Source organism: Streptomyces sp. NPDC101152 (assembly GCF_044768275.1).
GTDB lineage: Bacteria > Actinomycetota > Actinomycetes > Streptomycetales > Streptomycetaceae > Streptomyces.
This window is the reverse complement of sequence record NZ_JBIWPO010000003.1, coordinates 297,974-310,180: the sequence shown is the minus strand read 5'-3', so window position 1 is coordinate 310,180 and position 12,207 is coordinate 297,974. Positions and strand designations below refer to the sequence as shown.

Below are 12,207 nucleotides of genomic sequence, written 5' to 3'. Positions count from 1 at the left end.
CCCGCCCCCGTAACATGGGCAAGCGCTTGCGCGAACGGTGCGGAACTGAAGGCGGCACGCATGGGTATGAGGGATGGCACGGACTCCCTCGACGGCACGGACCCCCTCGACGGTACGGCCCCTCTGGGCGGTCTGGACTCCCTCGACGAGGCGGCGAAGGGGTTCATGGCGGTGCGGCCCCGGCTCTTCGGCATCGCCTACCGCGTGCTCGGCAGCACCGCCGAGGCCGAGGACGTCCTCCAGGAGGCATGGCTGCGCTGGCAGCACACCGACCGTGGCGCGGTCCGCGACCCGAAGGCGTTCCTCGCCACCGTCACCGCCCGGCTTGCGATCAACCTCGCCCAGTCCGCGAGGGTGCGGCGCGAGTCGTACACCGGTCCCTGGCTGCCGGAGCCGATCGACACACGCGCCGATCCGCAGTTGGGTGCCGAACGGGCCGAGGCCCTCGACCTGGCGGTCCTCTTCCTCCTCGAGAAACTCAACCCCGTCGAACGGGCCGCCTATGTGCTGCGGGAAGCCTTCGACTACCCCTACCAGCAGATCGCGGACATGCTGGAGACCAGCGAGACCAACACGCGTCAGCTGGTCAGCCGCGCGCGCAAGCGCATCTCCTCGGAGCGCCGCAAGCCTGTCGACGCCACCGAGCACCGACGGCTGATGGAGGTGTTCCTCACCGCGGCACAGACCGGAGATCTGGCCGTGCTGGAGGCCATCCTCACCGAGGACGTGGTCAGCTACACCGACGGGAACGGGCTACGGGGGGCGTCGCGTATTCCGGTCGTCGGCCCGGTGCACGTGTCCAGGTATCTGGCCGCCTTCGGCCCGCGCTTCTGGCCGCAGAAGGAGATCGAGTGGGTCCAGGCCAATGGCGGGTCGGCCGCCCTCGTCTCGGCCGTCGGGACGCCCGTGGTCCTGCTGGCCCTCGACATCTCCGACCGCGGCATCGAGCGGGCCCTGTGGGTCATGAATCCGGAGAAACTGGCACGTTACGTGGCATCGCTCGGCAACTGAACAGGCGGGTCGTCACACCACCGGGCGCTCGCCGGTCAACCATAGGTCCGAGACCCCACACACAGAGGTGCGCTCGATGACCGAGCCGATCCAGCCGCCCGACCTGTCCACCGAGAAGGACTTCGACGGGGACACCTTCGCTCCCCTCTACACCACGACCGTGACCGTGACCGGCGGGACGGCGGCCCACGGGAGAGCCTCGGGGAGGGCACGCTCGGACGACGGAATCCTCGACCTCGACCTGCGCCTGCCCGCCGAACTGGGCGGAGACGGCGGGGGAACCAACCCCGAGCAGCTGTTCGCCGCCGGGTTCGCGGCCTGTTTCCACGGCGCGCTGAGCCTCGTCGCACGACAGGCCGCGCTCGATCCCGCCGCGATATCCGTCGAGGCGACCGTGGCGTTCGGCCGCAGTCCGCAGGACGGTGGATACGTCCTGCACATCGACCTGGTCGTCGGCTGGCCGGGCGTCACCCCTGAGGTCGCCACCCCGCTCCTGGAGCGGGCCGACGCACTGTGCCCCTACGCGAGGATGGCCTGGCACGGCACGCCGACCACCATCAAGCCGGCCTCCTGAAGCCACGGCCGTGGTGTCACAGATCGCGGGACTGCCCGGTCGTACTGGATGGAGACCCAAGCGATCGGAGTGGGACCGTGGCTGTCACCGAACAACGTCTTGCCACCATGGTGCTGGTGATCGGCACCGGAGGTGCCGGCCTGCGAGCGGCGATCGAACTGGCCGAGGCCGGCATCGACGTCCTCGCCGTCGGCAAGCGCCCCAAGGAGGACGCCCATACGTCACTGGCGGCCGGCGGCATCAACGCGGCGCTGGCCACCATGGACCCCGAGGACAGCTGGCAGCAGCACGCCGCCGACACCCTCAAGGAGAGCTACCTCCTCGCCGATCCCCGCACCGTGGAGATCGTCACCCAGGGCGCCGCCCGGGGCATCGACGACCTGGAACGCTACGGTATGGCCTTCGCCCGTGAGGAGGACGGCCGGATCTCCCAGCGCTTCTTCGGCGCGCACAAGTTCCGCAGGACCGCCTTCGCCGGTGACTACACCGGCCTGGAGATCCAGCGCACGCTGATCAGGCGCGCGGAGCAACTGGACATCCCCGTGCTGGAAGGGGTGTACATCACCCGGCTGCTGGTGCACGAGGGCGCCGTCTTCGGCGCGTACGGCTTCGACCTCACCAGCGGCAGGCACTACCTGATCCACGCCGACGCCGTCGTCCTGGCCGCCGGTGGCCACACCCGCATCTGGCGGCGCACCTCCTCGCGGCGCGACGAGAACACGGGCGACTCCTTCCGGCTGGCCGTGGAGGCCGGGGCCAGGCTGCGCGACGCCGAGCTGGTGCAGTTCCATCCGTCCGGGATCATCGAGCCGGAGAACGCGGCCGGCACGCTGGTCAGCGAGGCCGCCCGGGGTGAGGGCGGGATCCTGCGCAACGCGCTCGGGGAGCGCTTCATGACCCGCTACGACCCCGACCGCATGGAGCTGTCCACCCGCGACCGTGTGGCCCTGGCCGCTTACACGGAGATCAAGGAAGGCCGCGGCACACCCAAGGGAGGTGTGTGGCTCGACGTGTCGCACCTGCCCCGGCAGACGATCATGACGCGGCTGCCCCGCGTCTACCAGACCCTGCTGGACCTGCAGATGCTGGACATCACCCGGGAACCGATCGAGATCGCGCCCACGGCGCACTACTCGATGGGCGGGGTATGGGTGCGCCCGGAGGACCACAGCACGGACGTGCGCGGCCTGTACGCCATCGGAGAGGCGTCGAGCGGGCTGCACGGCGCCAACCGACTCGGCGGCAACAGCCTCATCGAGCTGCTGGTGTTCGGCCGCCTCACGGGGCAGGCCGCCGCCGCGTATTCGCAATCCCTGAGGGCACAGCCGCGGTCGGCGTCGGCCGTCGCGGAGGCCCGAGCGGAGATCGACGGACTCCTGGCCGCCGACGGGCCGGAGAACGTGCGTGCCCTGCAACGCGCCATCCGCAACACCATGACCGAGCACGCGGGTGTCGTACGCGACGAAGACGGTCTGCGTGCGGGACTGGCGGAGCTCGCGGTGATCGAGAAGAGGATGCAGGACGTCGGCATCCACCCGGACATCGCCGGCTACCAGGATCTCGCGCACGCTTTCGACCTCAAGTCCGCGGCGCTCGCGGCCCGGGCCACCCTCGAATCGGCGCTGGAGCGTCGCGAGACGCGTGGCTGCCACAACCGCAGTGACCACCCCGGCCTGGATGCCGCTCTGCAGGTGAATCTCGTGTGGTCCCCGACGACGGGCGTCACCCGGGAAAGCATTCCGGCCGTACCCGACGAGATTTCCTCCCTGATGGAGGAAGTCTCGACCACGGGAAAACTCGTCGAATAGAAGGTGTCACAGACAGAGCCGGTTTCCGGTCTCTACTGATACTGGCATCAGGGAAAACTGAAAGGAATTTCGTCATGAAGGTCGTAGTGATCGGTGGAACCGGGCTCATCGGCTCGAAGGTGGTCGCCGGGCTCGGCGCCCACGGGCACGAGGCGGTCGCGGCGTCGCCCAACACCGGCGTCAACACGCTGACGGGCGAGGGGCTGGCCGAGGTCCTGCGGGGTGCGTCGGTGGTGGTCGACGTGTCGAACTCGCCCTCGTTCGAGGACGAGGCGGTCATGGAGTTCTTCCGCACCTCGACGACCAATCTGCTGAAGGCGGAGACGCAGGCCGGCGTCCCGCATCACGTGGCGCTGTCCGTGGTCGGCACCGACCGCCTCCAGGGCAGCGGCTACTTCCGCGCCAAGCAGGTCCAGGAAGACCTGATCAAGGCGTCCGGCAACCCCTACACCATCGTCCACGCCACCCAGTTCTTCGAGTTCGCGAAGGGACTCGCCGACGGGGTCACCGAGGGCGACACCGTGCACCTGCCCGACGCCAGGATCCAGCCCATCGTCTCCGACGACGTGGCCGCGGCCGTCGCCCGCGCCGCGGTCGGCGTCCCCGTGGGCGGCGTGGTGGAGGTGGCCGGCCCCGAGGCGTTCCAACTGGAGGAGTTCATCCGCATGGGCCTGACCGCCCAGAACGACCCCCGCAAGATCGTCACGGATCCGCAGGCGACGTACTGGGGCGCCCCACTGCAGGAGAACACGCTCCTGCCCGGCCCGGACGCGAACATCGCGGAGACCCGGTTCGCCGACTGGCTCACGCAGCAGAAGTAAATTCCCGAGGTGGTCCTCACCGAAAGGTGAGGACCACCTCGTGCCTTTTGCCAACGGGCCGCGTTCATTCCGGCGGGGAAATGACTCGCGCTGCTCAAACGTAAAGTCATGGAGACACGATGTCCCTGATCGATGAGGACCGCGTCGACCTCGCTGCCACATTCGTATCGCTGACCGCCGAAGCCGCCGAGCTTCGTAGCCGGGTAACGGAACTGCGCCAGGAACTCGCAGATGTCGACGAGCGCATGAGCGTCATCTCAACCGCACTGAACCGGCGTGCTGCCTGCCGTTGATTTCCTCGCCCGGGCCACCGCCGCCGCCTCGTCGAAGGCGGGCGTCCGGGTCGCTCAGCGAGAACTCTGATCCCGCCCGGCCGGCCCGGCACCTGCCGCAGCCGTCACCGCCGGCCGCTTGCATCGGTCGACAGCACCCTTTCCAGGTGTCCGAGGTCACCGGTCTGGGCCGCCGAGAAGAACGCCTGAACGAGACGCCGGTGCGCGACGCAGTCGACCGGCTGCCCGCGGTGGTGCTCGGTGAGACGCCGCTGGGCGCGTGCAACCTGCTGCCTCGTGTTGACGACACTGAGGTGCAGGATCTCGGCGATCCGGTCGTACGGGTAACCAAATCCCTCCCTCAGGATGTAAGCGGCACGTTGCCTTGGAGTCAGGGTCTCCATCAGCAGGAGAACCGCTCGCTCGACGGTGTCCTGACGCTCGGCCACCGCTTCGGGGCCCGCGTGGTGGTCCATCGGCTCCGGGAGCGAGGGGCCGGTACAGGACTCCCGGCGCCTCCAGGCGGACCGGACCACGTTGATGGCCAGCCGGACGGTGGTCGTCCTGAGCAGTGCCGACGGGTTGGAGACAGCCGTGCGGTCGGTGTCCTGCCACCGCAGCCATGTCTCCTGGATGACGTCCTCGGCCTCGTGCGCGTTCCCGACGATCTGCCTGGCGAGCGTGAGTAGTCCGGGCCTGGCCCGCACGAACACCCAGGTCGCGTCCTCCAGCGCCATGAGGGACGTGTCCACCGTCTCCCGACTCTGCTTGGTTTCGGTCAGTTGTGTGTCCACGTCCGGCTCCTCTGCCTCGTGGGTCAGCAGCTGGGAAGGCAGCCGGCACCAATGTCACGCCCGAGGGCAGCCCGGCGCGCCCTTGGAAGCACGTAGGGGAGTGCGTGGTCATGCCGTGGGCGGTCCATGGGCGGCCCCGTCAGGACCGTCGGCCCGGGCGGCGCTCGATCCACCAAAGTCGGAGGTTTTCCGTCTTCGCAGCCGTTTACGATGGATCCGGCTCGCCTCGGTCGCACCACGGCCGCAGTGATCCGGCAAAGCACCGGCCGACGCGCCGCGAGGGTCTGACGTGGGAGGCTGCCATGACGAGCCGCGGTTCCGGAGCCGGACTCCTCGGCAGGCAGAGCGAGCGTCGAGCCCTCGACGAGCTGCTGGCGGGTGCCAGGGACGGGCGCAGCGGAGTCCTGGTCCTGCGCGGTGAGGCGGGGATCGGGAAGACCGAGCTGCTGAAGTACCTGACGGGGCGCGCCTCCGGATGCCGTACCGTCAGCGCTGTCGGCGTCCAGTCCGAGATGGAGCTCTCCTACGCCGGCCTGCACCAGCTCTGCGCGCCGCTGCTGTCGGGACTCGACAACCTGCCGGAGCCGCAGCGCGACGCACTGCGCACGGCGTTCGGGCTGCACGGCGGAGCCACGCCCGACCGCTTCCTGGTGGGACTGGCCACGCTGAGTCTTTTGTCGGACGCCGCCGGTAGCGAGCCGCTGGTCTGCGTCGTCGACGACGCGCAGTGGCTGGACCGCGTCTCGGCACAGACCCTGGAGTTCGTCGCCCGCAGGCTGCTCGCGGAATCGGTCGTGCTCGCCGTCGCCGTGCGCGAGCCGACCACCGGTGAGATGTTCACCGGCCTCCCCGAGCTGCCCGTGACCGGGCTGCTGGAGGAGCACTCCCGAAAGCTTCTCGCCTCGGTCGTCACCGGCCCGCTCGACCACAGGGTGCGTGACCGCATCGTCGCGGAGACCCGGGGCAATCCACTCGCCCTGCTCGAACTGCCGCACACACTCACGGCGTTGGACCTGACCGGCGACCTCGGGCGGCCTGGCGCGGGGCCTGTGTCGAACCGGCTGGAGCAGGACTTCCTCCGCCGCATCCAGGCGCTGCCGGCCGAGACGCAACGCCTGCTGTTCCTCGCAGCCGCCGAGCCGGTCGGCGACGTGACGCTGCTCAGACGGGCAGCCGAGCGGCTGGGAATCGCTGTGGACGCGGCCGCGGCGGACGCCGAGGCGTCGGGATTGATCACCCTCGGCGCCTGGGCGCGCTTCCGGCACCCGCTGGTGCGTTCGGCGGCCTATCGCGCAGCAGGCCCGGAGGACCTGCGTGAGGTGCACAGAGCCCTGGCGGACGTGACCGACGCCCGGCTCGATCCGGACCGTCGGGCGTGGCATCTGGCGCGTGCGACCTCCGGACCCGACGAGGCGGTGGCCGCCGAACTGGAGCGTTCGGCGGACCGGGCGCAGGCGCGCGGCGGCGTCGCCGCGGCGGCGGCCTTCCTCGACCGGGCCGCCCAGCTGACGCCCGATCCCGCGCGTCGGGGAGTCAGGGCGCTGGCGGCGGCAGAGGCCAAGTACCAGGCCGGCGCCTTCGACGCCGCGCGGGAACTGGCGGCGGCGGCCGAGCTGGGTCCCCTAGACGACCTCGGAGCCGCACGGTCGACCCTGCTGCGCGGTCGGATCATGACGGCGTCCCAGAGCGCCGGCGCAGGTCTGCCGCTGCTGCTCGAAGCGGCCGGGCGACTGGAGCCGCTCGACGCCGCTCTCGCCCGTGAGACGTACCGGGACGCGATCTACGCTGCTCTCACCGCCGGCCGACTGCCGCAGGGCAAGGGGATCCTCGAAGTCGCCCAGGCCATTCGTGCGACGCCCACGCCCGCCGCACCCACACGCGACGATCTGCTTCTGGACGGTCAGGCACGGCTGATCACAGAGGGCTACGCCGCGGGCACGCCGATGCTGCTCCAGGCGCTGGCCGCGTTCCGCGCCGGTGGAGTCTCTCCGAAAGAAGGGCTCGGCTGGCTCCCGCTCGCATGCCGCTTGGCACACAGCACCTGGGATTTCGAGAGCTGGTCCGTGCTCTCGGCACGGCTGGTCGACCTCGCCCGCGAGACGGGAGCCCTGTCGGTGCTGCCGTCCGCGCTCCTGCTCCGTCTGTCGAACCGGGTCTTCGCCGGCGATCTCGCCGGTGCCGGCTCTCTGGTCGCGGAGGCGACGGCAATCGGTGAGGCCACCGGCAGCAGTTTCTTCGCGCACTACAGCGCGCTGGTCGTCGAGCCCTGGAAGGGCAGGGAGGCCACGACCCAACAGGCGATCGACGCGGTCACTCAGGACCTCCTCCTGCGCGGGGAAGGCAAGGTGGAGACCGCCACGCAATGGGCCGCGGCGGTGCTCTACAACGGACTCGGCAGATATGCGGAGGCGTATGCGGCCGCCGTGCGTGGCTGCGAGAACCCGCAGGAACACGGTCTCTCCCTCCAGTCCACGGTCGAGCTGGTCGAGGCCGCCGTACGGCTGGACAGGCCCGCGGACGCCGCCGCGGCGGTGCGCAGAATCAGCGGCATGGGGCAGGCCGCCGGTACCGAGTGGGCTCTCGGCACCGCGGCCGGAGTCCGTGCTCTGGTGAGCGAGGGGCAGGTCGCCGATGCCCTGTACCGTGAGGCGATCGAGCGGCTCGGCGGCACGGAAGTGCGGATGGACCTTGCCCGGACCCGCCTGCTGTACGGGGAATGGCTGCGCCGCGAGAATCGCCGAACCGACGCCCGCGCCCAACTGGGCATCGCACACGACATGCTCAGCCACATCGGAGCCGCGGCATTCGCCGAACGGGCGCGCCGCGAACTTCAGGCGACGGGAGCGAGAGTCCGCAGACCTTCCGCCGCGACGCAGGTGACCCTCACCCCCCAGGAGGAGCAGATCGCCCGCCTGGCCCGGGACGGTCTCACGAATCCCGAGATCGGCGCCCAGTTGTTCATCAGCCCCCACACGGTGGAATGGCATCTGCGCAAGGTGTTCTCGAAGCTCGGCATCACCTCCCGCAAGGAGATTCGCGCCGTACAGCTGGCGGGTGAGGCGGCGTCGGCCTAGGCATGGTCGTCGGTGCGCCCCTTGTGCAGCGCCCGGTATTCCTGCGCGGTCGGCTTGGCGATCTGCGCGCCTTCTCCGTAAAGGGTCTCGCTGATCAGGGAACGCAGCTGCTGGGTGAGGCGGACACCGAGAACGAGGGGCTTGTACTGCTCGTGCTGGGTGAGGACATGGAGTTGTTCCTGGCTGAGCGGCTCGTGCACCTCGACGAATTCGCCGTTGGGCATGCGCTTGATGACACCGGTCTCGCGTCCGTGCAGGACTTTGTCGCGGTCGCTGCGCTGCAGACCGAGCGCCAGTCGTTTGGTCAGCGCATAAGCCACGACGGGAACCACGAAGAGCCCGATGCGGACCGTCCACGTCACCGATTCGACCGGGACATGGAAACGGACGGCGATGATGTCGTTCGCGGCGCCGATCAAGGAAACCACGTAGAGACTGAGCCATGCGACGCCAAGTGCCGTTCGCACGGAACGGTTACGTGGCCGGTCCAGAAGGTTCTGCTCGCGCGTGTCACCGGTCGCCCAGGACTCGATGAACGGATATGCGCCCAGGGCGAGGAAGAGACCGACACCCACGGACAACGGAATCAGGTTGTCGAGCGCGAGAGTATGGCCCCAGAAGGTGACTTCCCAGCCCGGCATCACCCGAAGCAGTCCGTCCGCCACGCCCATGTACCAGTCGGGCTGCGACCCGGCCGAAACCTGGTCGGCGCGGTAAGGCCCGTACTGCCATACGGGGTTGATCTGCGCGACCGAGGCCATGACGAAGATGGCACCGGTCACCAGCAGGAAATAGCCGGAGGACTTGACGAGGCGCACCTTGGCCGGCACTCCCACGACATTGCTGCTGGTACGTCCACGGCCCGGGTACTGGGTGTGCCCGTGATAGAGCATCAGGGCCAGGTGCGCGGTCAGCAGTCCCACCATGAGACCGGGGATGACCAGCACATGCATGGTGTTGAAGCGCGCCACCAGCTCGTTGCCGGGGAACGCGCCTCCGAAGAGGAACATCGACAGGTACGTTCCGACGACGGGAATGGACAGGATCGTTCCGTTCACCACAGCCAGGCCGGTCCCGGAAAGCAGGTCGTCCGGGAGGTCGTACCCCGTCAGACCGGCGAACATGGCAAGGACCAACAGCACAAATCCGGTCAGCCAGTTGAGTTGGCGCGGCTTGCGGAAGGCACCCGTGAAGAACACCCGCATCATGTGGGCGAGCAGGGCGGCGACGAAGACCAGCGCCGCCCAGTGATGGGCCTGCCGGATCAGCAGGCCACCGCGGACGTCGAAGGACAGGTGCATGGTCGAGTCGAAAGCCTCCGACACCATCTGGCCGCGCAGCGGTGCGTAACTTCCGTTGTACTGCACCTCCTTCATCGAAGGATGGAAGTAGAACGTCAGATACACGCCCGTGACGACGAGAACGACGAAGCTGTAGAGACAGGTTTCCCCCAGCATGAAGGACCAGTGGTCCGGAAAGGCCCGTCGTGCTCTTTCTCTGACCAGTCGGCGGACGCCCAAGCGTCCGTCAGCCCAGTCGGCGACCCTTTCGCCCCTGCTCATGGCATTGCCATCCGCATCGCTCGGCGTTCGCTTTCCGTCGTGCCGCCCCAGATGCCGTCCACGCTTCCCGCCCCCACGGCCCAGTCGAGGCACTGCTCTGCGACGGGACAACGGCCGCAAACGGCCTTCGCCTCGTCGATCTGCCGAAGTGTGGGACCGCTGTCGGATATGGGGAAGAAAAGCTCGGGATCTACGCGCAGGCAAGCTGCCCGTTCTCGCCATTGCACGGCATGGTCACCTCGTTCGGCGGTCAGGGAGAAGAACTGTGTCGCTGTCTGTTAGACCGGGCAGCCGCCGCATGTGTGACATCCGGCCGCGACGAGCGTGTGTCACACGATGCGGGAGTTCCCGGTCTTACGGGTTGAGCCGACACCCCTGCCGCGTGCGGGGCCCCGCGAGCGAGAGCGAGGACGCCCTATGGACCAGAGCGAAGCGGTGCCGATCGACGAGCTGTGGGAGGAGCGTCGGTTCCTGCTGGATGTCGCGCACTGGCTGCTGGGCGACCCGGGCGCGGCGGAAAGCATCGTCGACGAGGCGTATCACCGGTGGTACGACCTGTCCGACACGGGGCGTCGGCAGGTGACCGTCCCTCGGTCCTGGCTGGCGAAGACCGTGGGCGGGATCTGCCTGGACTGCCTCGAACGGCCCGGCCGGTGCGAGGCCGGCCGCGAGGAACGGCGCGGGGCACGGCCGTCGGAGGTGGAGGAGGAGGCCGGGCGGGTCGTACTGAACGTGCTGGAGTCGCTGTCGACTGCCGAGCGCGCCGCGTTCGTGTTCGGTGCCTTCGGGATGGCCCCCCGCGCGGTCGCCGACCTCGTGGGCCGCTCCGAGCCGAAGCTCGCCGAACGCGCCAGGCAATGGCTGCAGTTGCAGCGCACCCGCTCCACCACCCCGCGGCAGCATGACGACGTCGCCCGCGCCGTGCGCCGGGCGTGCGTCACCGAGGACAGCGAGCTGCTCACATCGTTGCTGTGCCCGGACGCGACGGCGTTCTTCGACGGTGGCGGCAAGGTGCGGGCGTTGACCGGACCGGTCCGCGGCTGCCGGCCGGTCGCCGAAAGCCTCTTGACGCTCCTGACCCGAAGCCCGCACACCACCCTGACCACCCATTCCGTCAACGGCCGGACCGGCCTGGTCGCCCGCTACGGCCGCCGGGTCGCCGCTGTCATCAGCCTCGACGTCACCGACGACCGTGTCGCCCAGGTCTGGGTCACGCTCAACCCCGACAAGCTGCGGTCCTGGAACGACCGCCCTACGTGAGACCAGGTGTGGCCGCGACGCGGGAACGTGAGTCGAGGAAGGAGGCGATCTTGCTCGGCGTGAACACCCACTGCACCTGGTGAATGCCGTGCTTCGAGGCGGCCGCGGTCATGAAAGCGACCGTCCGGCCGTCCCGGTGGATCAGCACGCCCGTAGCGCCGTTGGCATCGACCAGCTCGGGTTGCGCCTCCCGCCACAACTGCCGATAGGTCGCGAGCCTGGCCACCCGGGCGGGGCCTCGCACAGGTACCCGGGCACAGCCCCGCATGCCGTTGCCGTCGGAGAGGCTGACGACATCGGGCGCGAGCAGGATTTCCAGTGACGCCACGTCTCCCGTTCTGGCCGCCGAGACGAAGGCGCTGAGGAGGCGTCGGTGTTCAGCCGCGTCCACGGACTCGCGCCGCTCGTCCAGCAGGTGCCGACGAGCGCGGCTGACGATCTTCCGCACATTGGCGAGGCTGACTTCGAGCATGTCGGCGATCTCGGCGTAGGCATAGTCGAACGCCTCGCGCAGTACATAGGCGGCGCGCTCGACGGGAGTCAGTTTCTGCAGCACCAGCAGTAGCGCCATCTCCAAGGCCTCCGCGCGCTCGGCACCGACCGCGGGGTCCGCGCCGGTGTCGACGGGTTCCGGCAGCCACGGTCCGATGTACGTCTCACGACGCACGCGCGCCGACTGCGCGACGTTGATGGCCAGGCGGGTCGTGGCGCTCGACAGGAAAGCAACCGGATTCAGCACCACCGAGCGGTCCGTCTTCTGCCAGCGCAGCCACACCTCCTGGACCACGTCCTCGGCCTCGACGGTGCTGCCGAGTATGCGGTAGGCGATCCCGAAGAGCCGCTTGCGATGGTGTACGAAGACGGTGACAGCGTCCTCAAGATCGTCGGGTGTGGTGAGGGACGGTTCGACATACATGATCCACTGGCCTCCGTTGCTACGGTTCGTCCGCTGCATGGACCGCGACCCACGGGCGCTTGTGACAGAAAGGGACGATGCTCTTCACGGACCTGCGAAATCCCACTGTTCGACA

The 12,207-nt window shown here is 69.0% G+C and carries 11 protein-coding genes; 7 read left to right on the top strand and 4 right to left on the bottom strand.

Annotated features, from left to right (window positions below):
* Positions 1 to 165 precede the first annotated feature (165 nt).
* From ACIRVK_RS05960 to ACIRVK_RS05940, 5 genes are all read left to right on the top strand, one after another.
* Complete coding sequence (locus tag ACIRVK_RS05960; protein ID WP_404244261.1) at positions 166 to 1,011, top strand: RNA polymerase sigma-70 factor; 846 nt, start codon at positions 166 to 168, stop codon at positions 1,009 to 1,011.
* Positions 1,012 to 1,087: 76 nt separating this feature from the next.
* Complete coding sequence (locus ACIRVK_RS05955; protein ID WP_404244175.1) at positions 1,088 to 1,585, top strand: Ohr family peroxiredoxin; 498 nt, start codon at positions 1,088 to 1,090, stop codon at positions 1,583 to 1,585.
* Between the two features lie 107 nt (positions 1,586 to 1,692).
* Entirely contained in the window at positions 1,693 to 3,393 is a 1,701-nt protein-coding gene (locus ACIRVK_RS05950) for an L-aspartate oxidase (RefSeq protein WP_404244260.1), read from the top strand.
* Between the two features lie 74 nt (positions 3,394 to 3,467).
* Positions 3,468 to 4,214 (top strand): SDR family oxidoreductase, encoded by a 747-nt coding sequence (locus tag ACIRVK_RS05945; RefSeq protein ID WP_404244174.1) that lies wholly within the window; start codon positions 3,468 to 3,470, stop codon positions 4,212 to 4,214.
* 119 nt (positions 4,215 to 4,333) lie between these two features.
* Entirely contained in the window at positions 4,334 to 4,507 is a 174-nt protein-coding gene (locus ACIRVK_RS05940) for a hypothetical protein (RefSeq protein ID WP_404244173.1), read from the top strand.
* 104 nt (positions 4,508 to 4,611) lie between these two features.
* On the opposite strand, the gene ACIRVK_RS05935 is transcribed toward ACIRVK_RS05940, so the two are convergent.
* Positions 4,612 to 5,280: a sigma-70 family RNA polymerase sigma factor gene (locus ACIRVK_RS05935; protein ID WP_404244172.1), complete on the bottom strand. Its 669-nt coding sequence runs from the start codon at positions 5,278 to 5,280 to the stop codon at positions 4,612 to 4,614.
* A gap of 302 nt (positions 5,281 to 5,582) precedes the next feature.
* Here ACIRVK_RS05935 and ACIRVK_RS05930 point away from each other — a divergent pair, with 302 nt between their 5' ends.
* Positions 5,583 to 8,354, top strand: a complete 2,772-nt coding sequence (locus ACIRVK_RS05930; RefSeq protein WP_404244171.1) for an AAA family ATPase — start codon at positions 5,583 to 5,585, stop codon at positions 8,352 to 8,354.
* On the opposite strand, the gene ACIRVK_RS05925 is transcribed toward ACIRVK_RS05930, so the two are convergent.
* Together ACIRVK_RS05925 and ACIRVK_RS05920 are read right to left on the bottom strand one after the other, a co-directional pair.
* The gene (locus tag ACIRVK_RS05925) at positions 8,351 to 9,916 is read right to left on the bottom strand and encodes a cytochrome bc complex cytochrome b subunit (RefSeq protein WP_404244169.1); all 1,566 of its coding nucleotides are present in this window, start codon (positions 9,914 to 9,916) and stop codon (positions 8,351 to 8,353) included. The two genes, ACIRVK_RS05930 and ACIRVK_RS05925, sit on opposite strands and share 4 nt — an antisense overlap.
* A complete protein-coding gene (locus ACIRVK_RS05920; protein WP_404244168.1) occupies positions 9,913 to 10,143 on the bottom strand; it encodes a WhiB family transcriptional regulator in 231 nt (76 codons plus the stop codon). The genes ACIRVK_RS05925 and ACIRVK_RS05920 overlap by 4 nt, the downstream gene beginning before the upstream one ends.
* A gap of 190 nt (positions 10,144 to 10,333) precedes the next feature.
* Between ACIRVK_RS05920 and ACIRVK_RS05915 the strand changes: the two genes are divergently transcribed.
* Positions 10,334 to 11,176: an RNA polymerase subunit sigma gene (locus ACIRVK_RS05915; RefSeq protein ID WP_404244167.1), complete on the top strand. Its 843-nt coding sequence runs from the start codon at positions 10,334 to 10,336 to the stop codon at positions 11,174 to 11,176.
* Here the strand turns inward: ACIRVK_RS05915 and ACIRVK_RS05910 are convergent.
* A complete protein-coding gene (locus ACIRVK_RS05910; protein ID WP_404244166.1) occupies positions 11,169 to 12,092 on the bottom strand; it encodes a sigma-70 family RNA polymerase sigma factor in 924 nt (307 codons plus the stop codon). The genes ACIRVK_RS05915 and ACIRVK_RS05910 overlap by 8 nt on opposite strands.
* Between the last annotated feature and the right edge of the window lie 115 nt (positions 12,093 to 12,207).